Here is a 25186-nt window from a genome sequence, read left to right as displayed (position 1 = left end):
TTTAGCCTATAGTAAAAATTTTTTAGAAAAATCAAAATAAACACTTTGCAAAATTATCAGAATATTGTATTATTGCTTCAACGGGATTGTGGTAACAAATTTTGTAAAGTGAACTATCAGAATTTTCTACCATCGTTCATTTCGTTAAAACGAAAAAAATCAGGGGGTCATCGCAATGAATAAGAAAAAAGGTTTTGCTTTAGCAACGTCGGTAACACTTCTATCTAGCGCATTCCTAGCGGCATGTTCGACAGGGGAAGAAGAGGGAGCAACAACTGATAACAACGCATCAGAAAATACTGATGAAGCGCAAGTCCTCAACTTGCTCGATAGCTCAGACATCCCTTCACTTAACCCAACGCTTGCAACAGACGCAGTTTCATTCAACGTCTTGAACAACGTTAACGAAGGTCTTTATCGTATGGACGAAGACGATAACCCGACACCAGGGATCGCGGAGTCACACAAAGTTTCTGAAGACGGTAAAACGTACACGTTCAAAATCCGTGAAGGCGCAACTTGGTCTAACGGCGAGCCTGTAACTGCGAACGACTTCGAATACGCTTGGAAAGAAGTCCTTAACCCAGACAACGCATCACAATATGCTTACGTTATGTCAATCATCGAAGGCGCTGAAGCCTATAACACAGGCGAAGGCGAGCGTGACGCTGTCGGTGTCACTGCGACTGATGAGCAGACACTTGAAGTTAAATTGACTGCACCTGCTGAGTACTTCCTCGGTCTCACAAGCTTCGGCGTATTCATGCCTAAACTTGAGTCGTTCGACAAAGAGCAAGGCGAGAACTTCGGTACGTCTGCAGAGACAACTCTCTACAACGGACCGTTCAAACTCGAAAGCTGGGAGCGCGAGCAAGGCTGGAAAATGGTCAAGAACGACGACTATTGGGATGCTGAAGCCGTCAAACTTGAAGAAATCAACGTTAAAGTCGTTAAAGAAGTTTCAACAGGCGTTAACTTGTACGAAAACGGAGACGTTGACCGTACTGGTTTGACTTCTGAACTCGTTGCTCAATACCAAGACAACGAAGACTTCTCAACTGTCGTTGAGCCAACACTCTTCTACCTTCAGTTCAACACTGAGGTTGAAGCGCTCGACAACCAAAACATCCGTAACGCGATTGATGCGGCATACGATAAAGCAGCGATCTCTGAAACGCTCCTTGCGAACGGTTCAGTTCCTGCCAACTACCTCGTACCTAAAGACTTCGTCACTGGACCAGACGGTAAAGACTTCCGTGAAGCGAACGGCGACATCGGCGGCTACGACGTGGACAAAGCGAAAGAGCTTTGGGAAAAAGGACTTGAAGAACTCGGTCAAGACTCTGTCGAAATCGAGCTCCTCAACTATGACTCAGAATCTGCGAAACAAATTGGTGAGTTCATCAAAGGTGAACTTGAGAAGAACCTTCCAGGGATCACACTTACAATCAAGCAACAACCGTTCAACAACAAACTTGACCTTGAAAACAAAGGTGAGTTCGAGTTGACATTCGCTGGCTGGGGCCCTGACTACCAGGATCCAATGACATTCGTTGACCTCTTCGTCACTGACGGACCATACAACCGTGGTAAGTGGTCGAACGAAGAATTCGACAAGCTCATCGAATCTGCGAAATCAAGCACAGATGCTGCACAGCGTTGGGCTGACCTTCAAGCTGCAGAGAAAATCGTTCTTGAAGAGAACGCAATCTCGCCAGTTTACCAACGTGGATCGGCTCGCCTCACGAAGCCATATGTTAAAGGAATCGTTGAACACGCGTTCGGCGCTGACTACTCGTACAAGTGGGCATCTATCGAAGGCAAAGAGTAATAAGAAACAACACGCATACAAAAAAGAGACGGGGACGCCTGTCTCTTTTTTGTATCTTCAGTTTGAAAAATCACATTGCACGAACAAGCCGCCCTTTGAACGCAAAGGGCGGCTATGTTTTATTTTTTCACTTTGGCCCGTTTCCGGTTGAGTCCCATCGCTTTCTCGATTTTGGCGAGATTTTTGTTGGCGACGGCTTCTGCTTTCTCACGTCCCGCATCGAGGATAGCATCGAGTTCAGTTGAGTCGACGAGTTCGTGATAGCGATTCTGGATCGGTTCGAGCATAGCGACGACAGCTTCGGCGACGTCGTGCTTGAACGTTCCATAGTTCGAATCTTTGTAGCGTTCGACAAGTTCAGTGATTGGGGTATCGGTCGAGAGTGAGTAAATCTCAAGCAAGTTCGAGATGCCTGGTTTGTTCTCACGGTCGAAACTGATGACACCGCTCGAGTCTGTGACGGCGCTCTTGATTTTCTTACGGATAACGTTCGGCTCATCGAGCATCGAGATGAAGCCCTTCGCGTTCGCGTCTGACTTCGACATCTTTTTGACTGGGTTCGTCAAACTCATGATGCGGGCGCCTTCTTTTTGAATGAGTGGTTCAGGAATCGTGAACGTCTCATAGTATCGTTTGTTGAAGCGTTCGGCCAAATCACGCGTCAATTCGACGTGTTGTTTTTGGTCGTCGCCGACCGGGACGAGTTCCGTACCGTACAAGAGGATATCGGCTGCCATCAAGGTCGGATAGACGAATAGGCCAGCGCCGATATTCTCACTGTTCTGTGATTTGTCTTTATACTGCGTCATGCGGCTCAGTTCACCCATACCGGCGATGCATGTCAACATCCATCCAAGTTGGGCGTGCGCCTTCACTTCCGATTGGACGAAAATCGTCGATTTCTCAGGGTTGAGACCGCAAGCGAGATAGAGTGCCGCAAGTTTGCGCGTGTTGTCCATCAACTCGACGCGGTCCAATTGAACCGTGATCGAATGAAGATCGACGACACAGTAAAACGCTTCGTGTTCTTCCTGCAGCTCGACGAACTGTTTTATCGCGCCTAAGTAGTTGCCGAGCGTGACGACGCCGGTCGGTTTAATGCCAGAAAAGATTTTTGCCATGATTGCACCTCCAGAGAATATAAAAAACCGCGGTTCCCCGCCCGATAAATCGGGACGAATAACCGCGGTGCCACCCAAATTTGCATGAAACTCATGCCACTTGATCGCGTTAACGGGCGTGACCGTCTCGCCGTACTATCGTTCAGGCGAGCCACTCCGAAGTCCATTCGCTCGACGGTTTCCATCTACTCTCAGCAACGTAGACTCTCTGGGGGAAAGGGGATTCGAGGTACTTGTCTTCTTCATTGTGTTTCCTATTGTTCTAGGCATAGTGTAGCATATCGACAGTGAAATCGGAAGGTCAAACGAGGGTGATTACGTAAGAAAGAACGACGCTCGTGACACCGACATAGACCCAACGCCACGCCGAACGTTTTTGATTGGCTCGATCTTCTGGTGAGGCTTCTTCGTCTTCTTCGTAGTCAGGGTCGATTTCTTTCAACTTGGCCCGACGATTGCGTTTGAACCCGTACATGAACCCGTCAAATAATCCGGTGGCACCCATATGAGAGAACATCCCGACCGCGAAGACGAGTATACCGGCCACGAACAAGCCGCCACTCAAATGGAACCCGATTGTCTCGTCTTGGTAGTATGACAAGTTCGACCAAACGGTGTAGGCAATTGTGACAATTCCCCAAACGATTAATATACTTCTAAAATTTTTCAATGTGACAAACTCCTTTCAGCGTGGATGCGCTCCATCGAGTCATCCGCCCTATGGCTCTATGATACCTGTTGTGCCACATATATGGCGAGAAGTTCGTGTTAAAAATGACAGCGGTTTATTGGGGAGTTGACAGTTTGATTAAAAATTTTTTACAATAGCCCTAACGTTCTTTCGTCGGATACAAAATGAAATATTCAGAAAATTAAAGAAAAAGTAAGATGTTACGGTCCGACGAAACGCCATGCTTCACGATTCAGAAAGGGGACATCGCAATGAAGAAAAAATCGATTCTGCTCATGATGACATTCATCTTGGCACTCGGTTCAGTGCTCGCCGCTTGCTCGACTGGCGGAGACTCTGACGGCGGTTCGTCTTCGAACGGAGAAAAGATTCTCCGCTTGACGGACACGTCTGACATTACAACAGCTGACCCGGCGCTCGCGACGGACGCTGTGGCGTTCAACTTGATCGCCAACACGATGGAAGGTCTCTATCGTCTTGACCAGGAAGGAAATGCCGTTCCAGCCATCGCTGAAGGAGAACCAGAAGTGAGTGAAGACGAAACGGTCTACACGTTCACACTTCGTGACGCGGAATGGTCAAACGGAGAACCTGTCACAGCGAACGACTTCGTCTACGCTTGGCAACGCGCCGTGGATCCTGAAACAGGTTCACAATACGCGTACATCATGAACACAGTTAAAAATGCCGAAGCCATCAACACGGGTAAACTTCCTAAAGAAGATCTCGGTGTGAAGGCAATCGATGAGAAGACACTTGAAGTTACACTCGAGCGTCCAGACCCATCATTCATCTCGCTCACATCGTTCGGTACGTTCACACCGATTAACGAAGCGTTTGCGACTGAAAAAGGCGAAGACTTCTCGACGACTCCAGAAAACCACATCTACAACGGTCCATTCACATGGTCGGAGTGGGATCGCGAGCAAGGATACGTGTTGACGAAAAATGAATCGTACTGGGATGCTGAAAATGTAGCCCTAGAAAAAGTCGACGTTCGCGTTGTTAAAGATACATCGACAGTCGTCAACTTGTATGAAGCAGGAGAAGTCGACTACGCCGGCCTCTCATCTGAACAAGTTGCCGCATTCCAAGAGAACGATGACTACAGCACAGGCCTTCGATCATCTGTCGGTTATTTCAAGTTCAACCACGAAGATGAACTCTTCGCTGACATCAACGCTCGTAAAGCTGTCGCTCGTGCGGTCGACCCAACCGGGATTATCGATCAGCTGTTGAACAACGGCTCAATCGCGACGACTTCGTTTGTCCCGAAAGAATTTATCAAGTATGAAGACGGAACGGATTACGCAGAAGGCGTGAAGCATTTCGAAACGAACGCTGACGAAGCGGCATCACTTTGGGAAGAGGCGACTGGCGGCGAAGCAGTCACAATCGAACTTCTTTCATTTGATAGCGAAGTATCGAAACAAATCTCAGAGTACATGAAAGGCCAACTCGAGTCGAATTTGCCGAACGTGACCGTGAACATCTCACAACAACCGTTCAACAACAAGCTCGAACTCGAAGCGAACGGAGAGTATCAGATGTCATTTGCCCTTTGGGGTCCTGACTATCAAGATCCACTCACGAACCTTGGTATCTTTACATCTGACAACGGTCAGAACGACATCAACTACAAGTCGGCAGCGTACGACAAGTTGATTGATGAAGCATCAGCTGAAACAGCGATCGATGCACGTTATGACAAGTTCAAAGAAGCAGAGACGCTCTTGATCGAACAAGACCAAGCCATCATGCCGCTCTACCAAGCAGGTGTTGCTTACTTGCTCCGTCCGAACGTGGAAAACTTTAACCGTCAACTATTCGGTGCTGATTATCAGTACAAATATGTCGATATCAACTAAAGAAGAAAGGGGGCATGCATCACGCATGTCCCCCCTTTTCTAAAAAAAAAAACAGAAATCAGAGAAAAAACTATTCAAAAGTTTTGTTGGTAAAGTATAATGTAGTAACAGTGAAAATTCAGAATACTTTACAAACTAAGGATTCTTCGATTTTCATGCGCTGTGCTAAGAGCCTTGAGATGACGTTTGACCTATTCTTTCAGAAAATTCCTTTCATTTTGTGAATTCGAGAAAAGGGCAATATGTCATAGTGACGCTGTTGGTGCAAGCATAGACACATTAGAAAAACAGGGGGTATTTATTTATGGGACGTTATATTCTTCAGCGGCTGACTTACGGCCTCATCACGTTCTTCTTGATTGCGACGTTCACGTTTTTCCTGATGGACCTGCTTCCAGGTTCGCCGTACCAAAACCAGGAGAAGCTGACGGAGACACAAATTCAACTCTTGAACGACCGCTACGGACTCAATGATCCGCTTCCAGTTCGTTATGCAACATACTTAGGAAACCTTGTGCAAGGGGACCTTGGTGTATCGTTCCGTACGGCCAACCGGCCAGTGACGGAATTGATTATGGAACGAATCGGACCTTCAGCTCAATTAGGGATTCAAGCCCTTGTGCTTGGGACGTTTGTCGGATTGTTGCTCGGAATCGTGGCAGCCATTCGTCATAACACATACATTGACTATGGTTCAATGTTCGTATCGGTAATCGGGATTTCTGTCCCATCATTCGTCTTTGCGGCCCTTCTTCAGTACTATGTTGGGGTTAAGTTGCAATTGCTCCCTGTTGCATTCTGGGATTCTCCGGCGCATACGATTTTACCGACCATCTCGCTCTCGCTCGGGGTCACGGCATCGATTGCCCGTTTCGTCCGGACCGAGATGCTAGAAGTTACCGGACAAGATTACGTCACGCTCGCGAAAGCGAAAGGGTTGACCGGGAATGCCATCGTTTGGAAGCACATGGTGCGTAACGCGATGATTCCAGCAATCACAATCCTTGGACCAATGACGGCCGGTCTATTGACTGGTACGTTCGTCATCGAAAAAATCTTTGCGGTACCTGGACTCGGTGAATTGTTCGTCACATCTATTACGTTGAATGATTACTCGGTCATCATGGGCACGACGCTCTTCTTCTCTGGCCTGTTCATTATTATCATTCTACTAGTCGACTTGCTCTACGGAGTCGTTGACCCACGTATTCGTCTTGGGGGGAATAACTGATGATTGAAAACAAAAAGAATTTCGAGCAGTTCGACCAAGACATGTTCCAACGTGTCGAGATGAACGAACAGCTCGCTGAACGTATTTCCGGTAAAAGCTTGAACTTCTGGCAAGATGCATGGATGCGCTTAAAGAAAAACAAAGCAGCCATCTTGTCGTTATCGATTATCGTCATTCTTGTCTTGCTCGCTCTATTCGGCCCGATGCTGTCTGGTCGTGATGCTTATACGCAAAACATCTCGCAAGCGAAACTTCCACCTAAAGTCACAGGACTAGAGTGGGCAGGGTTCGACGGGATGGCTAACCTCGGTGGCCGTGAAATCGACTTCTATGAACAAAAGAACGTCGAAGAGAACTACTGGTTCGGTACGGACTACCTCGGCCGTGATCTTTGGTCACGTGTTTGGGAAGGTACACGTATCTCACTCTTCATCGGTTTAATGGCCGCAATCGTCGATACGGTTATCGGTGTCGCCTATGGTGGTATCTCGGCTTACTTCGGAGGCCGTACGGATAACATCATGCAGCGGATCGTTGAGATTTTGACTGGTGTTCCGAACTTGATTTTGATTATCTTGTTCATCTTGATCTTTGACCCAGGTGTCTTCACCATCATCTTGGCGATGACCATCACCGGCTGGATCGGGATGAGTCGACTCGTCCGCGGTCAGATTTTGAAATTGAAAAACCAAGAGTTCGTCTTGGCTGCCCGTACGCTCGGTGCCTCAAGTACTCGTTTGATTTTCAAACACTTGATTCCGAACACGCTCGGCGCCATCATCATCACACTTATGTTCACGATTCCAGCTGCCATCTTCTTCGAGGCATTCCTTAGTTTCATCGGGATCGGACTTCAACCGCCACAAGCATCACTTGGTACGTTGATTAACGACGGATACAAAGAATTACGGACATTCCCGTACTTGCTCGTCATCCCGTCAGTCATCATCGTCTTGCTCATGGTCAGCTTCAACTTGCTCGCCGATGGCTTGCGTGATGCGTTCGACCCGAAAATGCGTAAATAATTATAGAAACAGGGGGACTCGTGCATGGAAACGATTTTATCTGTCCGAGACTTAGCGGTCTCGTTCCATACGTATGCTGGAACGGTACAAGCCGTTCGCAACGTATCGTTTGATTTGAAAAAAGGCGAGACGCTCGCCATCGTTGGGGAATCGGGTTCTGGTAAATCCGTCACATCGAAAGCGATTATGCGTCTCATTCCGAACCCGCCAGGTGAAATCACGAACGGAGAAATCTTGTTCGAAGGAAAAGACTTGGCGAAGTTGTCGGAAAAAGAAATGCTTAAAATTCGTGGGCGCGATATCGCGATGATCTTCCAAGATCCGATGACATCGCTCAACCCGACGATGACGATTTACAAACAGATTGCCGAAGGTTTGAAGCAACACCAAGGACTCACGGGTGAGGATGCGAAGAAGCGTACGCTTGAATTGCTCACACTCGTTGGGATTCCAAACCCAGAGGCACGCCTCAAGCAATACCCGCACCAACTTTCAGGTGGGATGCGTCAGCGGATCGTTATCGCGATCGCGCTCGCATGTAACCCGAAAGTGTTAATCGCCGATGAGCCGACGACGGCCCTCGACGTAACGATTCAAGCTCAGATTTTAGAGCTCTTGAAAGACATCCAGCAAAAGACGGGCACAGCGATCATCTTCATCACGCACGACCTCGGTGTCGTTGCGAACATGGCAGACCGCGTCGCCGTCATGTACGCTGGTAAAATCGTTGAGAAAGGGACGGTCGACGAAATCTTCTACGAGCCACGTCATCCATACGCATGGGGCTTGCTCGGATCGATGCCGCGTCCGACCGATGACCCGAACGAGGCGCTCCCGGCCATCCCGGGTACACCGCCAAACTTGCTCAACCCACCGAAAGGCGATGCCTTCGCACCACGTAACCCGTATGCGATGAAAATCGACTTTGAAAAAGAACCACCGATGTTCCAAATTAGCGACACGCACTATGCGGCGAGCTGGTTATTGCACCCACAAGCCCCGCAAGTGAGCCCGCCGAAGGCGATTCGTGAGCTCGCGCTCAAGTATCGTCCGGACAGCGCGTTCGCGAAATCGATTTTGAAAGGTGGTGCTGAATAATGGAACGCGAGAAATTACTCGAAGTAAAAGACCTGAAGCAGCACTTTAAAATTGGCCGAGGCCGCGTCGTCAAAGCTGTCGACGGCATCTCGTTCGATATTTATAAAGGTGAAGTGCTCGGACTCGTAGGGGAGTCTGGATGTGGGAAATCGACGACAGGTCGTACCATCATCGGACTTTACGATGCGACAGACGGCGACGTCATCTTCAAAGGTGAGAACGTCCACGGCAAGAAGAGCAACGCTGAAAAGTTGAAGTTCAACCGCGCGATGCAAATGATCTTCCAAGACCCATACGCATCCCTCAACCCGCGGATGACTGTCGCGGATATCATCGCCGAAGGCATCGATATCCACGGACTTGCCAAAACGAAAGAAGACCGGATGAACCGCGTCTATGACCTTCTCGAGACGGTTGGTCTTACGAAAGAGCACGCGAGCCGTTACCCGCACGAATTCTCGGGCGGTCAGCGTCAGCGGATCGGGATTGCCCGCGCTCTCGCGGTCGAACCAGACTTCATCATCGCCGATGAGCCGATTTCAGCTCTCGACGTATCGATTCAAGCCCAGGTCGTCAACTTGATGAAAGAATTGCAACGCGACCGTGATCTCACGTACTTGTTCATCGCCCACGACTTGTCGATGGTCAAGTATATCTCGGACCGGATCGGCGTTATGTATCAAGGTCACCTCGTCGAGCTCGCTCCTGCAGCGCGCTTGTATGAGAACCCGCTCCACGCCTATACGAAGTCACTCCTCTCGGCGATCCCACTTCCGGATCCAGAGCATGAGCGGACACGTAAGCGGATCGTGTATGAGTCGAAGTCACTCGGTGCCGTCGGACGTTCGGATGAGGATTCAAGCATCCCGCCACTCCGCGAAGTCGAACCAGGCCACTACGTCTCATTGACAGACGAAGAGTACGAAGCGTACAAAGCACAACTCGTTTAAATCGAAAGTCCCGCCTTCAACCGGATGCGGGACTTTTTTCGTACAAAAAACACCGTCTACGAGGACGGTGTCAGGCGTTTGAGATACGTGGCAAGTTCGAGAGCCGGTCGACGACCGCGTCAATCAAGCGGACACGGGCCAGGGCGTTTTCGATGTCCATCGTCTCATAGTGGTGCAGTCCGCCAGGTTGTTCGACGTACGTGTCCGCATCGTGAACGAGCTGTTGGAGCGGCGTCCGTTGAATCCGGTTGGGCGGCAAGTAGGAGTCGGTGTGAAGCAAAATCATGACCGAGATTTCTTTGGCGCGGGCTGGGTCTTCACCGAGACGAATCAACAGCTTGTGGGCGCGTTCGGCGCCTTTAATGGCATGGATATCGTTTTGACGATACAAATCATAATTCCATTTCCCTTCGGTGTACCATTCATAATGACCGATGTCATGGAGTAGGGCGGCTTTCGTCGCCAAATCCGTATCGAGCCCTCGTCGCGTCGCCAATTCGAGAGCGCGTTCACACACATCAACGGCGTGTTTCAAGCCAGAACGGGTCAAGTATTTTTGGGTGACCGGGTGCTGCATAATCGTCTCTAATGTAATTCTCATCATCGCTCTCCTCCTTGGTGATTTCAAAGGATATTTCTATTAACTATACGGGAATCGGATATAAAAAGCAAATTTGGAACGTGTGAAATGATGAGAAATTTGGAGATTGTTCAACTATTTTCATAAGAATGTGCTATAATTTAATTGTAGATTAGTGCAAGTTCAAGATTTTCAGATTCAGTAACGGTCGGTCCGGTCCTTTTGACGTTGGGGGTGAGAGACCATGAAAGAACGAAATAAAGTTTTGGAACAGAAAAAGAAACTTCTGAAGGAAGTCCTCAAGAAAAAATTGAAAGACTTACAAGTGAAGCCAGGCAAAGAGACGGTATCACAACCGGTTTCTCGGATGCCGGCGTCCTAGAACGGTCGATCAAGGGTCGCATTCTCGAGAATGCGTCCTCTTTTCTTACTTGAATGAGAAAGAATATCATTGAAGTTTCAATTCATAAGAATTATTATAATTAAGTGAACGATTTTTTGGGTATACAAATAGAGTCACTTGAAAAAGATGAACGAACATTTGATCAGGGAGGAACGAAAATGGTCACACTTTACACGTCTCCGAGCTGCACATCGTGCCGAAAAGCACGGGCTTGGCTTGAAGAGCATGATATCCCATTTACGGAACGAAATATATTTTCAGAACCACTCTCACTCAATGAGATCAAACAAATTTTACGTATGACAGAGGACGGGACGGATGAAATCATCTCGACCCGGTCTAAAGTTTTCTCTAAAATCGACGTATCGGTCGATGCGCTTTCGCTTCAACAACTGTACGATTTGATTCAAGAGTATCCAGGACTACTTCGCCGTCCAATCTTGATTGATGAAAAACGTCTTCAAGTCGGGTATAACGAAGATGAGATTCGTCGATTCTTGCCGCGCAAGGTCCGCACGTTCCAACTTCAAGAAGCGCAACGACTCGTCAACGAGTGAGGAAGCATACTGTCTAAGCAGTGTGCTTTTTATTATTCCGTTTTTCCGATAAAATAATAGTAACAACCCCATCATCAATAGATTGACACGTTAAAAAAAGGGTACTATGATAACAAGACAATTTCCCCTCTCCTCCTTAATTGTTGAAGTAGGAGTGAGGTGAGAAGGGAGTGGACAATCGTGAAAATTGAGCGCATCAATGATAATACCGTCAAATTTTTCATTACGTATGTCGATATCGAAAAACGTGGTTTCGCTCGTGATGAAATCTGGTATAACCGAGAACGTGGTGAGCAGCTGTTCTGGCAGATGATGGACGAAGCGCACGAACGAGAAGATATCTCGTTTGATGGTCCACTATGGATACAAGTACAAGCTTTTGAAAAAGGACTTGAAGTGACCGTGACGATTGCGAAAAACGTGATTGACGCCGAAGACGATTCTGAGCTCGGATCACTCCTGCGCTCGGCGATCGATGAGGCACGCGATCAACAATCGGTGCTCGACCAATTGAGTGAACTCGATGAAGAAACCGAGCAGGAGGCGTGGGCTCCGCTCGCCATGGAAACGGACGACTTTGAGGCCATCATCTCGCTCAGCAAACGGGCGGGAGAGACGTTAAGTAACATCGACCTCAAACTGTTCCATTACGATCAAAAGTATTACTTGTGGATCGATTTCCCGGAAGAGATGGAACCAGAGGAAGAAGAGAACGTATTGAGCCTCTTGGCCGAGTACTTGACGTTCAGCACGCAGACGTTAGCGATGCTCGAAGAATACGGCAAGCTCATTCTCGATGGGGACGTCTTCGCCAAAGTCCGTCACTATTTCTAAACCCCAATCGCCTGTTCATATGGACAGGCGATTTTTTTCTAACTAATACATAAACGAGGTGTCGTGATGTTGAAACGTTTGCAGTTGATGTTGGCCGATAGTGCCTGGTTCGTCCCGTTCTTGTATGGGGTCGGGGGGATTGCCTTGACGTTCCTTACCCAATACTTTGGAAGTTTCTTTCGGGAACTATTGCCCAAAATCGTCTATTTAGATAAGGATTCGGCGGCGACGGTTTTATCATCGTCCTTCACGAGTTTGATGACGATGATGACGTTCAGTTTTTCAACGATTCTCGTCGTCTTGACGACGTACTCGTCCCAGTTTTCGCCGCGGACGATCAACAACTTTTTGACGAATTCGGCGTCGAAGCATACGCTCGGCTTGTTCATCATGACGACCGTGTACGGCATCACGAACTTATTTTTAATTCGGACGTCAGATGAGGACGTCGTCCTCGCCTCGGGCGTCAGCGTGCTGCTCGTCGTCAGTTCCGTCTGGGCGTTCGTCAAGTTCATCCAAACAATCAGCGTCTCGATTCAAGCCGAACGTCTCTTGTCAGCCTTGCATCGCGAGGCGTTGTCCGTCATTGAGACACAGCAACAAGCGGTCGACGACGGCAAGAAGCATATCGTTCCTAAGCGTTCGGTCCATACGTTCGAGGGTCACGCCATCTATGCCCCGCGCACCGGCTACATTCAACTGTTCGCAAGCGAGAAACACGAGAGTCATGACGTCGATTTTGAGTCGGTCGTGGCTGTCGGGGATTTCGTGGCGAAAGGGGACTTGCTCGGCTATTGGCTCGGGGAAGAAGCGCTCGAGATTGACGTGTTCCAAATCGGGGAGATTCGCTCCTCGATTCAAGATCCGGCCTTCGTTATCGAGAAGTTGAGCGAGATCGCGTTAAAAGGTATCTCGCCCGGGATTAACGATCCGAATACGGCGATTCACGCCATTCATTACATCGGGGACATTTTGCGGGAACTGAGCCGATTACCTGAAGGGGATTTCTTATTTTCCAATGGCAAAAGTGACTGGCACGCCAAACGGAAGCCGATGGAGGCGACGTTGTTCGAGGCGCTTGCTCCGATTAAGACGTATGCGAGCCATGACATCTTTGTGATGGCGTCCGTGTTCGAGGCAATCCGCATCGCCCGGTTAGAAGCGCATGCCTCACACGAAGAGACGTTCGAGGCGTTCATCGACTATTTTGAGGAGTCGCTCGATGTTGAAGAGTTGCATCCGCGAGAACGCGCGTTTCTGACGAATCAGATGATGCGTGCCCGAAAAGTACAGACGTGAAAGGGAGGGGTCTCGAGTGACCCCTCCCTTTTGCTGCTTATGAGAGCGTATAGCCACCATCCACCGTGATGGCTTGTCCGTTAATATAGCTTGACGCGCCGCTCAACAGGAACGTGACGACCGGTGCGACTTCTTCCGGCTTGGCGGCATGTCCCCGGAAATGATGGGTCATCGCCTCTTGGAATTTGGCCTCACCACCGTACAGTTTATGACTGAGCGGCGTGTCGACCGGACCGAAACAGACCGCATTGAAACGTACTTTACCTTTCATCCGATGGGCGAACGTCTTCGTCAAGGCGATGACGGCCGCTTTCGAGGCGGCGTTATTGACGACGCTCCCTCCTGTCACCAACAGGGGGATGGCGCGTTGGATGATGCGATTCGTCGCCAGTACGTTCAGTTCGAACACGTCGTCGAACGCGGTCGTCGGCAACCGCTCCGGTGTCCCGGGACGACCGAACGTCGCGGCGTTGTTGAATAATCCGTTGAGGACGACCTTGTCCTCGCTCAAGCGGTCCATCAATGCTTCAACTTGCTCGGATTCGGCTAAATCACATGTAAGGAAAGTGATGCGTGGTGAGGCGTCTTCGAGTGCGGCACCTCGTGTCTCGTCGCGGCCGATGCCGATGACGTCATGTCCGTCCTCAGCCAAACGAAGGGCGACGGCCCGTCCAATCCCGCTCGTCGCTCCTGTAACCAAAAATGTGCCCATATTTTGTTCGCTCCCCTCAAAAGATGGTGTTAAGTTGTATAATTATGATAATACAAGATAGAAACGAGGTCAGTTTATAATATGTTGCGACGCATACAAGTACTTTTATCCCTGATTTTGCTCGCAGGTCTCATTGCCGTATTATCGTATTACTGGAGCTCGCAAGTGATCGGGTTGTTCTCGGTGCTCGTCTTTTTGACGACGTTCAGCATCCTGCTCGTCATCCTGCTCGAGAATCGAAATCCGCAGCGGACGCTCATTTGGGCCATCGTCATGCTCGGCTTCCCGGTCGTCGGGCTGTTCGCCTATTTTGTGTTCGGACAGAACTATCGCCGGAAGCGCATGTTCAAAGAGAAGGCCATGTTGGACGAAGAGACGTACCTCGCTTATCGACAGAAGGCGATGACGTTGTCGCCGTCGCTCATGTTCTCCCATGACGATTATGAGAAGTTGCTCCATTTGACGTCGTCTCTGAATCAATTACCCGTTTCGTCGAACACGTATACGCAAGTGCTGACGAACGGACAACAGAAGTTCTCGAAGTTGTTGCCCGCTTTGAAAGGGGCGACCCGCCACATCCATCTCGAATATTATATTTTCCGGGAAGATCGTATTTCTCGGGAAATTCAACGGATTTTGATTCAGAAGGCGAAGGCCGGGGTCGAGGTGCGCTTTCTATATGACGCGGTCGGCTCGATTCATACGAGCGGGACGTTCTTTGACGAGATGCGCCAAGCAGGCGTCCATGTCAAAGCGTTCTTCCCGGTCGTCCTGCCGCTCGTTTCGAGTAAGACGAACTATCGGAACCATCGGAAAATCGTCGTCATCGATGGAACAGAGGCGTTCACAGGCGGGTTGAATGTCGGAGATGAATATTTGGGCGAGCATTCGAAGTTCGGTTTTTGGCGTGACACGCATCTATACGTCAGAGGGGAAGGGGTGTCGGAACTCCAGCTCATCTTCTTGCAGGACTGGTACTACATGACGGGTGAGCGTCTATTCACGCCGTTCTATCTCGAGCCGCTCGAGACGGTGCGAAGTGCGAGCGGCGGCGTACAGATTGTGGCGAGCGGACCGGATGAGCCGTACGAGACGATGAAATCGATTTATTTCGCGCTGATCAATGCGGCGAAGAAGTCGGTATACATCTCGTCCCCGTACTTGATTCCAGACGAGGACATCATGAGCGCGCTCAAGACCGCTTCGTTATCAGGCATCGATGTCCGTATCGTGCTTCCGAGCTATCCGGACCATAAAATCGTCTTTTATGCGAGCCGCTCATATTTTGAGGAGCTACTCAGCGCCGGGGTCAAGATTTACTTGTATGAGGAAGGGTTCATGCACTCGAAAGTCATCGTCGTCGACGATGGGTTGGCGACAATCGGAACGGCGAATATGGACTTCAGAAGTTTCCACCTCAATTTCGAGGTGAACGCGCTCTTGTATAACACGAACTCCGTCCATCAGCTCAAACAAGATTTGTATAAAGACTTTGAAGGGTCACACGAGTTGGAGATTCGGGCGTTCTCGGAACGATCCTACTTCATCAAACTCGTCGAATCATTGGCCCGAATGTTTTCACCACTATTATGAGGGGGAAGCGGAATGCGATTTGCCATCGGTCGAACTGGAGGGTATGTGGATGCCCTTACGTTGAGTCGGGGGCGGATTGAGCCGTTTGCCCCTTTTTCGTGCCCAGAATGCGGGGAACGGGTCATCGTCAGGCAAGGTGTGAAACGGCGTCTCCATTTCGCCCATGTCAATCCTTGCGGATGCGGCGAGTCGACCGGACACCATGAAGACAAATGGGGAGTGCGGCAATGGCTTCAAGGGCAAGGGTATGAAGTCGAGCAAGAAGTCGTCATCGGCGCACGTCGTGCCGATTTGGTGGCAGTACGCGACGATACTCGGCTCGTCGTCGAAATCCAGGCGTCCACGCTCTCAATCGAGTCTTACGTCGACCGGACGAGACATTATCGCGACAATGGACTTGACGTCGTCTGGCTGGCGAGCGGGCTGCAGCCCGGGGGTGTGACGACGTTCAAACCGTGGATGCGGGCCGAACTGGCGCGACGACATAGCCTGGTCGTCCCGACCGGACAGGCGTTATACCGCTTCGTCGGCTTTCCGGTCTCCATCCGAGCGGGCGTCGGGCAATGGCAGGTCGCGACCTCGTTCGATGTCTCGCCGTTCGCGGCATATTATGGCTTCGATGCCCATCGTTGGACCCAAGTCATTCGGCGGAGGCGGATGACGCCACCTTATCCGACGCCACAGTATCGCCGGCTCATCTTGAATCGATTGTATCCGCTCGGGATGTTGCCCTCGTTGTTACCGAGCTACTGTTATTTGCCGTTGCCGTCACTGTGGGGGGTCCATGTCCATCCGTTCATGTTCCAGACGGTGCTCTACTTGAATCGACGGGATTGCCCCGGAGACTCCGTCAATTGGAGCATCGAGAAGACGTGCCGCCAGTTCGACGTGACCCCGACAAGCGACTTTCTGCAAGCGTTTGAAGTACAATGGAGACAGCTGTTGAACGTATTCGACGTGACGGAGGCGGTGCGCGATTGGCACGTGCCTAAGACGTTAGACACGGCGTTGCTTCACGATTTTCGATACTTTCAAGGGTTTCAGCGATTCATGGCGAAATCGTATACAAACTAAGAAAAGGAAGTGGACATATGTCAGAAGTACTTACACGACAACAAGTACCCGTCGAGGAGACGTGGAACTTAGAGACGATTTATGCAGACGATCAAGCTTGGGAACAAGATTTTGAGGCGCTAAAAGCAAGCGTACCGGCCTTGATCGAGTTCAAAGGGAAACTCGGAGAATCCGCGGCTTCTTTATTCGCAGGTCTGCAACTACGCGACGACATTTCGCGTCAATTGCATAAGCTGTATACATACGCCCATATGCGCTACGACGAGGATACGTCGAACAGCCATTATCAGGCACTGAACGACCGTGCCGGTTCGCTCGCTGCCCAAATCTCGGCTCAGCTCGCGTTCATGACGCCAGAGCTGCTCGCCATCGACGAAAGCCAAATCGAGGCGTTCATGAGTGAGCACGAGTCACTCAACGTCTATCGCCACGCGTTCGACGAGTTGGCACAAGAACGTCCGCACGTGTTGACGGAAGCGGAAGAGGCGATTCTCGCCCAAGCCGGTGACGTCCTCGGGCAGTCGAGCTCGACGTTCGGCATGCTTAACAACGCCGACTTGAAGTTCCCGAAAGTGAAGAACGAGAAAGGCGAAGACGTCGAATTGACACATGGCCGCTATATCACGTTCCTCGAATCAAGTGACCGCAGTGTCCGCGAAGGCGCATTCAAGGCGATGTACGGGACGTACGAGCAATATTTGAACACGTTCGCCTCGACGTTGTCGGGTAGCGTGAAAAAAGACAACTTCTATGCGACGGTCCGCAAGTTCGAGAGCGCCCGCCAAGCGGCGCTTCACCATAATGCCATCCCAGAATCCGTATACGACGGGCTCGTAGAGGCGGTGAACGAACGTCTCGACTTGTTGCACCGTTATGTCGCGCTCCGGAAACGGGCACTTGGTGTGGACGAGTTGCATATGTACGACTTGTATACGCCGCTCGTCAAAGACGTGGACATGAAAATTCCGTATGACGAAGCGAAAGACTTGATGGTCGAGGGGCTCGCGCCGCTCGGAGACGAGTACGTCCAAATCGTCAAAGACGGACTTGCTTCACGTTGGGTCGACGTTCGTGAGACACGTGGCAAGCGGAGTGGCGCCTATTCATCAGGCGCGTACGACACGCAACCGTTCATCTTGATGAACTGGCAGGACAACGTCAACAACTTGTTCACGCTCGCCCATGAGTTCGGCCATTCGGTCCATAGCCATTATACGCGGGCGACGCAGCCGTATCCGTACGGGGACTATTCGATTTTCGTGGCCGAAGTGGCTTCGACGACGAACGAGGCGCTCTTGAACGATTATTTGTTGAAGACGCGCACGGACCGCCAGGAGCGGCTCTATCTGTTGAACAATCAGCTCGAAACGTTCCGGGGCACACTGTTCCGTCAGACGATGTTCGCCGAGTTCGAGCACATGATTCATAAAGCGGCCCAAGAAGGCGTCTCGCTCACACCTGAGTATTTGAATGAGACGTATCTCGAGCTCAACAAGCGATACTTCGGAGACGAACTCGTTATCGATGGTGAGATTGCGTTTGAATGGGCCCGTATCCCGCACTTCTATTACAATTACTACGTCTATCAGTACGCGACAGGGATCTCAGCATCGGCCGCGTTGTCGCAACAGATCATGGAAGAAGGCGAACCAGCTGTCCGTCGTTACATCGACAAGTTCTTGAAGGCCGGTTCGAGCGACTATCCGATTGAAGTATTGAAGGCGGCCGGCGTCGATATGACGACGAAAGCGCCGGTGCTCGCAGCACTCGATCAGTTCGAGGCTGTCCTCGACGAAATGGAGACGTTATTATTTCAATAAGAAGTATGGCGTGAACATTATGTGACAATATGAACAAAATGCTTGTCACGTGGCGCCCGTCTCGGTATATTATAAGTGTGAAATCAATCACAAACCCCTTTATTGACCGTAAACTTTCTCCCAACCTGTGATCTGTATAGATACTCGGGTCGTGATGTTTTCCGTCCCCGCGGAGAACATCGCAAAAAACCCACGGCTCCCCGGCCGTGGGTTTTGTTGTGTCATTTATTCGTCGCCCAAGCTTGTCCGCTGCAACCTGGGACAGGTCGGCACCGTTGCTGGAGTGACAGTTTTTTCAGTTCTCTCTCGATGACCGGCTTCTCGAGCTCCAAGATGAAGGCGAGCTCGGTGATGGTCGAGGCATCGTAGCGCCCCAATACTTTCTCGACGTTCCACTCGGACTCCCGGGTTGGGACGTAACCGAGCAGTTCGGCCATGACGGCCTGATAGACGTCATACGGGTACAATCCTTCGATTTTGAGTGCTTCGTCACGCGTGACGAACGTCAAAGCAGGAAGTGACTCAATTTCCCAATCTTTTAAGATCTCATGGTCAACAGCTAGAGCGCTGAGCAGTTGATTGGATTGGATATCGGCCGCCAACTCCTCGATGTCGAGCCCGTAATCGACGAACGAGCGGGCAATTTCCCACAAGTCGCTGTCGCTAGAGCCATCCTTCAAAAAGATATCGTTAATATGCAGATGGCGTAAGAAGCGCATCGCATGACGTTTCCCTTGTAACTCCATAGCCTTAATCATCGTGAGAAGGCGAACCTCTTCTTGACATCCGCCAACACAACTAGGAACCGTCGAAACCATACGGAAACGAATCAAATGCCCGTATTCAAGTTCGAGCTTTTTAATGAGCGTCATCACATGAAGTCCATCTGGATCAGAAATGTCCATGAAATAGAATAACTCTAATGGTTTATAGGTTGCATGGATGGGAGATTCTTCCAGTGAACAGGATGACTCATTACATTGTTCTAGTTCCATTGTGTCGCCTCCTCTCGTAAACAAAAATCAAATATATCGTATGCTCATTGTAGCAACGAAAAAAAAAGGTTGGCAACGTATCTGCTCAACCTTGATTTCGACGCACCTTTTCTTCCATGAATCGAACGATTTTATTTTTAGCGGGACGAAGAGGAATGCCATGCTCGCGAAGGAGCTGTTCGAACGCGATTTTCCCTTTCGCCTCGTCGGTCACTTCAAATTCTATTTCATAGTCGTGAATCTCCAAATAATGACTTTCATCAAGGACGAGCAGGCCGTCCGGCGTCGCGATTTCGGCCCGTTTCGTCTCGAGACGGCCGAGGTGTTCGAGCGGTCCAGACAAGTTGAACGGGGCGAGTGCTGCCGTCATTTGATCATCGTGGATGATGCCGTATTTGAACAAGTTCTCGGCTTCCTCTTCGTTGATGGCGGCGTGCGTCTCGAGCAAGCCGACTTCATGCGGCTGCTTCAGTGTCAGCACTTGGCCGTTCTTTTTCTCACGGATGCGAAGGGCGGCACCATGTTTCTTCAGTTCGAACGTCGGCGTGTCAAAGTAGTCGTTGGCTTGCCATTTCACTTCGTCTGTCAAATCGTAGGCGGCGAGCAACATTTCGTACTCGTCTTTTGTCAACATCGATTTAAATTCAATTTCCACTTCTTGGGTCATAAATCATCGCTCCATTCTATGAACAATTGTTGGTTTATGATACCATACAATCGGATACATACGGAAAAAGCAGGGCTTTCCGATACGAACGAAAGTGGTGACAGCATATGCAATCCATGGATTGGGATCAATATTTAGTGCCGTATCAAATCGCGGTCGATGAACTGAAAGTGAAATTCAAGGCGATTCGAAAGCAATATAAATCTCAAAATGACCATTCTCCCATCGAGTTTGTCACCGGAAGAGTGAAACCGGTCGGCAGCATCCTCGAGAAGGCGAAGCGAAAGCAAATTCCTTATGATAAATTGTCGACGGAGATGCAAGATATCGCCGGACTCCGCATCATGTGCCAATTCGTGGACGATATCGTCCACGTCCTCGAACTGCTCCATCATCGGACCGACTTTAAGATCGTCGAGGAACGTAACTATATCACGAACCAAAAGGAATCGGGCTATCGCTCGTACCATTTGATTCTCGAGTACCCGGTGCAAACGATTCATGGCGAGTTCCCGACACTCGTCGAGGTCCAAGTACGGACGCTCGCGATGAACTTCTGGGCAACAATCGAGCATTCGCTTAACTATAAATACGACGGGGATATGCCGCTCGAAGTTCAAGAGCGTCTGCGGCGAGCGGCCGAGGCGGCGTTCTTGCTGGATGCCGAGATGAGCCAGCTTCGCGTCGAGATTCAAGATGCACAGCAAGTGTTCCGGGATAAAGAAATGAACGTCCAGACGGACCAAGACTAGGGGGCCACGGCATGCAGTTTGCGATTGTAGCACGGGGAGACGCGCGGTCGGCTGACATCGCGCAAGAGTTGACGAATAAATTGACCGAAGCGGGGCATTCGGTTTCGAAAGAGCCACGCATTGTCGTCTCAGTCGGAGGCGACGGGACGATGCTGCAGGCGTTCCACGAGTATATCGACCGGCTCGATCAGACGTTGCTCGTCGGCATCCACACAGGCCATCTCGGATTTTACGCCGACTGGCAACCGGATGAACTCGATGAGTTGACGGAGATGATTACAAGCGAGTCGTTCGAACCGGTTTCATACCCGCTTGTCGAGGTACTCATCGATTACGAGGATGGGACGACCGATCGACAGCTCGCCATGAACGAATGTACGATTAAAAACTATAAGCGCACACTCGTCTGTGACTTATCGATTCGCGATGATTACTTCGAGACGTTCCGGGGCGACGGGTTGTGTATCTCGACGCCGTCCGGGTCGACGGCCTATAACAAAGCGCTCGGCGGGGCCATCGTGCATCCGTCCATCGAGGCAATTCAAGTGACGGAGATGGCGTCGATTAACAACTTGGTGTACCGCACGATCGGGTCACCGCTCTTATTGCCGAAACATCATCAAGTGAAGATTGCTCCGCACACGAAAACCGAGTTTGAACTCGCGTTCGATCATCAAGAAGCGTTGTCGTGGTCGAACGTGCGCTCCATCCGCTGTGCGGTCGCGAAAGAAAAAGTGACGTTTGCCCGGTTCCGGCCGTTCCCATTTTGGCGACGGGTCCGCGAATCGTTCATTGAAGAAGGGAAGTAACCGATGTACGGATTTACATTGCGTCGCGTCGCGGAGACAACCGTCCCGTTGCGCGACTTTTTAATGACAGACTGTGGCATCTCACGAAAGATGTTGACCCAAATCAAACAAGGTGGCCTCATCCTCGTCGATGGCAAGCCTCGCACCGTCCGCTATGACATCCGAGCAGGGGAGGCAGTGACCGTCCACTTCCCGGTCGAACAGCCCGCCGAGACGATGTTCCGTTCCAAGCGGCCGCTCACGATCCTATTTGAGGATGACTATTTGCTCGCGGTCGACAAACCGGCAGGCATTGCGACAATCCCGTCCCGGCTCCATCCGGATGATACACTCGCCAACGCCGTGCTCGGCTATTATGAACAGATTGGATTGCAGTCGGCGATTCACGTCATCAACCGGCTCGACCGTGACACAAGCGGGGTCGTCCTGTTCGCAAAATATGCATACGTGCATCATCGCTTTAGCGAGTTGCAACAGACTGGCGGCTTGTCGCGGACGTATCTCGCGTTAGTCGAAGGGCCGCTTGAACCACAGACGATCGATGCCCCAATCGGCCGCGCCCCCGATTCGATTATGGAGCGAATCGTGACAGCGGACGGACAGCATGCTGTCACACATATTCTCGAAGTGGAGCCGCATGGCGCATATACGGCACTATCGATTGCCCTTGAGACCGGTCGGACGCATCAAATCCGGGTCCATCTGCGCCATATCGGCCATCCGTTGCTCGGGGATACGATGTACGGTGGCAAGACTGTTCTCGACCGTCATGCGCTCCATAGCGCTTCGGCGGCGTTTCATCATCCATTGACCGGCGAGAAGCTGATCATCCAAGCCGCTGACCCGGCTGATTTCCAATTCATCCTGTAACAACAATAGTCCCGCACTCGGATGAGTGCGGGACTATTGTTTAGTCGTCGTCGAACATATACGTTTTTGATTTAGAGGCGACGTTCATGACGAGCCCGATGGCGATCATGTTCATGATGATCCCGGTCCCACCATAACTGATGAACGGTAACGTCAGACCGGTGATCGGGAGGACGCCGATCGTCATCCCGATGTTTTGGAAAATTTGGAACGTGAACATGGCGATGACGGCCGTGACGATGTAGCTTCCGAACGGACTGCTCGCTTCGAGGGCGATATGGATCATTCGGTACAAGAACAAGAAGAAAACGATAATCACAATCGCTGCTCCGATAAAGCCATAATGCTCGGCGATGACGGCGAAGATGAAGTCGGTTTGCGACTCAGGAAGATAGACGAGCCCTTGTCCATAGCCGGCCCCGAACATTTGACCAGATCCAATCGCTTGAAGCGATTTAATTAACTGGAACGCCAGGTCATCGGAATACTCATACGGGTAAATCCAAGCTTGGAATCGATTCAAGGCGTGGCCTGGCACGAAACTTTGTAACAACTCGAAATGCGAGAAGAACAAATACATGAAGCCACCAATCGTTAAGGCAGCGGCGCTGAACAATCCGAGCAACCACTTCCACCCGATACCAGACACGATGATAATCGCTCCGAGCATCGTGATCAACACGAGCCCTGTGCCTAAGTCTGGTTGCGTCACAATCAGCGCGAGAGGCGGAATGGCGAGGAGCACCAATTTCATTAATAGCCATGTGTCCTGTTGGGACGAACCGTAGCGTTTATTATGGTCATAGACGATTGTCGCCATGGAAATAAGTAAGAACAGCTTCATGAATTCGGCTGGCTGGAAACTGAAGCCCGGTACGTTATACCAGCCGTACGCCCCGTTAATGTTCGGAACGAGGGTCGTATCTCGTAGCGGAATCAAACCGGCTAGTAGCAATAACCCGAAGCCATACAAATACCAGTGTATTTTTCGCAACTGTTCATATTCGATGGTCATGATGGCGAACATGGCGAAGAACCCAATGATGTAGCGGATTCCTTGGTCAAATGCGAAATTAATATGTTGCAATCGCGTCGGCAACATCGGTTGGGCCGTATAGATGGCACCTAAACTGATGATCATCAAGAAAAAGACGATTGTCAAAAGTGTTGTGTCTAAACTTTTAAAATAAGATTGAATGCGGTTCATGATGAAGTCGTCTCACCCTTTCTCTACGTATTTTATCTTACCGTAAGTTAAAAAAATCGCAATACGTTACGCGCTAGTTGACAAAACAGACACCATTCTGTAATCTGATAACAGATATTATCACCAGGTACTAAAAAAGGGGAGTTTACGATGTCAATCTATCCAACGTTAACGAATAAGACGTATGTCGTCATGGGAATCGCCAATAAACGCTCGATCGCTTGGGGAATCGCGAAGACGCTCGACGCAGCAGGCGCGAAGCTCGTGCTCACATATGCGGGCGAACGCTTCAAGTCAGGACTCGAGTCGCTTGCAGCCGACTTGAACGGAGAAGCCTTGCTGTTAGAGTGTGACGTCACGAACGACGAAGCCATCGACACGACGTTCCGGGCGATTCATGAACAAGCAGGCCCGATTCAAGGGATTGCACACTCGATCGCATTCGCAGACAAAGAAGCGCTCCGCGGTGAATTCTCAGAGATGACACGCGGCCAGTTCGCGCAAGCGCTCGATATTTCGGCATACAGCTTAACGGCTGTCGTCAAAGCGGCCAAACCGTACTTCGCAGAAGACGCATCGGTCATCACGCTCACATATCTCGGCGGCGAGCGCGTCGTCCCGAACTATAACTTGATGGGTGTCGCCAAGGCGGCGCTCGACTCGAGCGTCAAATATTTGGCGAACGAGTACGGCCCACACGGCGTCCGCGTCAATGCGATCTCGGCCGGCCCGATTCGGACGTTGTCGGCTAAAGGAGTCGGCGACTTTAACAGCATCTTGTCTGAACTCGAGCAAAAAGCGCCATTGCGTCGCAACGTCTCGGTAGAAGAAGTGGCCTCGACCGGCCTGTTCCTCTTGTCGAGCATGGGCAGCGGCGTGACAGGGGAAGTCATCCACGTCGATAGCGGTTATCACATTTTATAAAGATGGGAAAGGGCGTAGCGATACGCTCTTTTTTGTATTATCGGGGAAGAATTTCGGGTAAGGACTTGTGAAGGAGGTTGGATCATGGGTCCTTATCAGATTGATTTCACAGTCGTCCAATATGGAAATCGCCAAGTTCAACCAACAGAACGGGCGAACATCGAGCCGGTCACACGCATTCAACGTGTCCAACGAATCCGGCCCCGTCAAGAAGAATGGTTAGAAGCCGAACAACAAAACAGCCCCGGTCGTTTCGTCGACCGGAGCGTGTAATC

General features: G+C 50.4%; 25 protein-coding genes and 1 other annotated feature. Of the genes, 18 read left to right on the top strand and 7 right to left on the bottom strand.

Annotation, left to right across the window (positions count from 1 at the left end; all coding sequences use genetic code 11):
• The first annotated feature begins 175 nt into the window (after window positions 1–175).
• Entirely contained in the window at window positions 176–1831 is a 1656-nt protein-coding gene (locus KNP80_RS04485) for a peptide ABC transporter substrate-binding protein (RefSeq protein ID WP_214833772.1), read from the top strand.
• 119 nt (window positions 1832–1950) lie between these two features.
• On the opposite strand, the gene trpS is transcribed toward KNP80_RS04485, so the two are convergent.
• Window positions 1951–2952 (bottom strand): tryptophan--tRNA ligase, encoded by a 1002-nt coding sequence (gene trpS / locus KNP80_RS04480; protein WP_214719525.1) that lies wholly within the window; start codon window positions 2950–2952, stop codon window positions 1951–1953.
• A 47-nt stretch (window positions 2953–2999) separates the two neighbouring features.
• Window positions 3000–3207: a binding site (T-box leader), on the bottom strand.
• A gap of 46 nt (window positions 3208–3253) precedes the next feature.
• A complete protein-coding gene (locus tag KNP80_RS04475; protein ID WP_021066943.1) occupies window positions 3254–3622 on the bottom strand; it encodes a DUF3899 domain-containing protein in 369 nt (122 codons plus the stop codon).
• 272 nt (window positions 3623–3894) lie between these two features.
• Here KNP80_RS04475 and KNP80_RS04470 point away from each other — a divergent pair, with 272 nt between their 5' ends.
• The 5 genes from KNP80_RS04470 to KNP80_RS04450 all read left to right on the top strand — a co-directional run bounded on the left by KNP80_RS04470 (window position 3895) and on the right by KNP80_RS04450 (window position 9815).
• Window positions 3895–5511, top strand: coding sequence for a peptide ABC transporter substrate-binding protein (locus KNP80_RS04470; RefSeq protein ID WP_214833769.1), 1617 nt, complete (start codon window positions 3895–3897; stop codon window positions 5509–5511).
• 304 nt (window positions 5512–5815) lie between these two features.
• Entirely contained in the window at window positions 5816–6742 is a 927-nt protein-coding gene (gene opp3b / locus KNP80_RS04465; protein WP_214798926.1) for an oligopeptide ABC transporter permease, read from the top strand.
• Window positions 6742–7767, top strand: a complete 1026-nt coding sequence (gene opp3C / locus KNP80_RS04460; protein ID WP_285801580.1) for an oligopeptide ABC transporter permease — start codon at window positions 6742–6744, stop codon at window positions 7765–7767. Before opp3b ends, opp3C begins: the two co-directional genes overlap by 1 nt.
• 24 nt (window positions 7768–7791) lie before the next feature.
• Window positions 7792–8865, top strand: a complete 1074-nt coding sequence (locus KNP80_RS04455) for an ABC transporter ATP-binding protein (protein WP_214833766.1) — start codon at window positions 7792–7794, stop codon at window positions 8863–8865.
• Entirely contained in the window at window positions 8865–9815 is a 951-nt protein-coding gene (locus KNP80_RS04450) for an ABC transporter ATP-binding protein (protein ID WP_214833763.1), read from the top strand. Before KNP80_RS04455 ends, KNP80_RS04450 begins: the two co-directional genes overlap by 1 nt.
• A 70-nt stretch (window positions 9816–9885) precedes the next feature.
• Here the strand turns inward: KNP80_RS04450 and KNP80_RS04445 are convergent, their stop codons facing one another.
• Window positions 9886–10419 carry an HD domain-containing protein gene (locus KNP80_RS04445; protein WP_214833760.1) on the bottom strand — a complete coding sequence of 178 codons (534 nt, stop codon included), beginning with the start codon at window positions 10417–10419 and terminating at the stop codon, window positions 9886–9888.
• A gap of 220 nt (window positions 10420–10639) precedes the next feature.
• On the opposite strand from KNP80_RS04445, the gene KNP80_RS04440 reads away from it, so the two are divergent.
• The 4 genes from KNP80_RS04440 (at window position 10640) to KNP80_RS04425 (ending at window position 13488) form a co-directional block, all read left to right on the top strand.
• On the top strand, window positions 10640–10777 hold the full coding sequence (locus KNP80_RS04440; RefSeq protein WP_198922699.1) for a hypothetical protein: 138 nt from the start codon (window positions 10640–10642) through the stop codon (window positions 10775–10777).
• 179 nt (window positions 10778–10956) lie between these two features.
• On the top strand, window positions 10957–11355 hold the full coding sequence (spxA, locus tag KNP80_RS04435) for a transcriptional regulator SpxA (protein ID WP_015881217.1): 399 nt from the start codon (window positions 10957–10959) through the stop codon (window positions 11353–11355).
• A gap of 180 nt (window positions 11356–11535) precedes the next feature.
• On the top strand, window positions 11536–12189 hold the full coding sequence (gene mecA, locus KNP80_RS04430; protein WP_029595784.1) for an adaptor protein MecA: 654 nt from the start codon (window positions 11536–11538) through the stop codon (window positions 12187–12189).
• A gap of 66 nt (window positions 12190–12255) precedes the next feature.
• Window positions 12256–13488 (top strand): DUF2254 domain-containing protein, encoded by a 1233-nt coding sequence (locus KNP80_RS04425; protein ID WP_214833757.1) that lies wholly within the window; start codon window positions 12256–12258, stop codon window positions 13486–13488.
• Between the two features lie 37 nt (window positions 13489–13525).
• On the opposite strand, the gene KNP80_RS04420 is transcribed toward KNP80_RS04425, so the two are convergent.
• A complete protein-coding gene (locus tag KNP80_RS04420; RefSeq protein ID WP_214833754.1) occupies window positions 13526–14200 on the bottom strand; it encodes an SDR family NAD(P)-dependent oxidoreductase in 675 nt (224 codons plus the stop codon).
• Between the two features lie 81 nt (window positions 14201–14281).
• On the opposite strand from KNP80_RS04420, the gene cls reads away from it, so the two are divergent.
• The 3 genes from cls to pepF are packed head-to-tail and all read left to right on the top strand — an operon-like array spanning window position 14282 to window position 18687.
• The gene (gene cls / locus KNP80_RS04415; protein ID WP_029595781.1) at window positions 14282–15793 is read left to right on the top strand and encodes a cardiolipin synthase; all 1512 of its coding nucleotides are present in this window, start codon (window positions 14282–14284) and stop codon (window positions 15791–15793) included.
• 12 nt (window positions 15794–15805) lie between these two features.
• Complete coding sequence (locus KNP80_RS04410; RefSeq protein WP_058763273.1) at window positions 15806–16867, top strand: competence protein CoiA; 1062 nt, start codon at window positions 15806–15808, stop codon at window positions 16865–16867.
• A 17-nt stretch (window positions 16868–16884) separates the two neighbouring features.
• A complete protein-coding gene (gene pepF / locus KNP80_RS04405) occupies window positions 16885–18687 on the top strand; it encodes an oligoendopeptidase F (RefSeq protein WP_214833751.1) in 1803 nt (600 codons plus the stop codon).
• Between the two features lie 221 nt (window positions 18688–18908).
• Here pepF and KNP80_RS04400 read toward each other — a convergent pair whose 3' ends face one another.
• Together KNP80_RS04400 and KNP80_RS04395 are read right to left on the bottom strand one after the other, a co-directional pair.
• The gene (locus KNP80_RS04400) at window positions 18909–19445 is read right to left on the bottom strand and encodes a DsbA family protein (RefSeq protein ID WP_236355671.1); all 537 of its coding nucleotides are present in this window, start codon (window positions 19443–19445) and stop codon (window positions 18909–18911) included.
• A gap of 322 nt (window positions 19446–19767) precedes the next feature.
• The gene (locus tag KNP80_RS04395) at window positions 19768–20349 is read right to left on the bottom strand and encodes a CYTH domain-containing protein (RefSeq protein ID WP_214833748.1); all 582 of its coding nucleotides are present in this window, start codon (window positions 20347–20349) and stop codon (window positions 19768–19770) included.
• 107 nt (window positions 20350–20456) lie between these two features.
• Between KNP80_RS04395 and yjbM the strand changes: the two genes are divergently transcribed.
• The 3 genes from yjbM to KNP80_RS04380 are packed head-to-tail and all read left to right on the top strand — an operon-like array spanning window position 20457 to window position 22780.
• Window positions 20457–21101, top strand: coding sequence for a GTP diphosphokinase (yjbM, locus tag KNP80_RS04390; RefSeq protein WP_021066959.1), 645 nt, complete (start codon window positions 20457–20459; stop codon window positions 21099–21101).
• 11 nt (window positions 21102–21112) lie between these two features.
• Entirely contained in the window at window positions 21113–21910 is a 798-nt protein-coding gene (locus KNP80_RS04385; RefSeq protein ID WP_021066960.1) for an NAD kinase, read from the top strand.
• Window positions 21911–21913: 3 nt separating this feature from the next.
• Complete coding sequence (locus KNP80_RS04380) at window positions 21914–22780, top strand: RluA family pseudouridine synthase (protein ID WP_214719516.1); 867 nt, start codon at window positions 21914–21916, stop codon at window positions 22778–22780.
• A 40-nt stretch (window positions 22781–22820) separates the two neighbouring features.
• Here KNP80_RS04380 and KNP80_RS04375 read toward each other — a convergent pair whose 3' ends face one another.
• Window positions 22821–23987: an FtsW/RodA/SpoVE family cell cycle protein gene (locus tag KNP80_RS04375; protein ID WP_021066962.1), complete on the bottom strand. Its 1167-nt coding sequence runs from the start codon at window positions 23985–23987 to the stop codon at window positions 22821–22823.
• A gap of 150 nt (window positions 23988–24137) precedes the next feature.
• On the opposite strand from KNP80_RS04375, the gene fabI reads away from it, so the two are divergent.
• Window positions 24138–24911, top strand: coding sequence for an enoyl-ACP reductase FabI (fabI, locus tag KNP80_RS04370; RefSeq protein WP_021066963.1), 774 nt, complete (start codon window positions 24138–24140; stop codon window positions 24909–24911).
• Between the two features lie 84 nt (window positions 24912–24995).
• On the top strand, window positions 24996–25184 hold the full coding sequence (locus KNP80_RS04365; protein WP_021066964.1) for a hypothetical protein: 189 nt from the start codon (window positions 24996–24998) through the stop codon (window positions 25182–25184).
• The last annotated feature ends 2 nt before the right edge of the window (window positions 25185–25186 follow it).

The organism is Exiguobacterium sp. E4787, from assembly GCF_018618375.1.
Lineage (GTDB): Bacteria > Bacillota > Bacilli > Exiguobacteriales > Exiguobacteriaceae > Exiguobacterium > Exiguobacterium chiriqhucha.
This window is presented reverse-complemented; position numbering and strand designations above follow the sequence as displayed.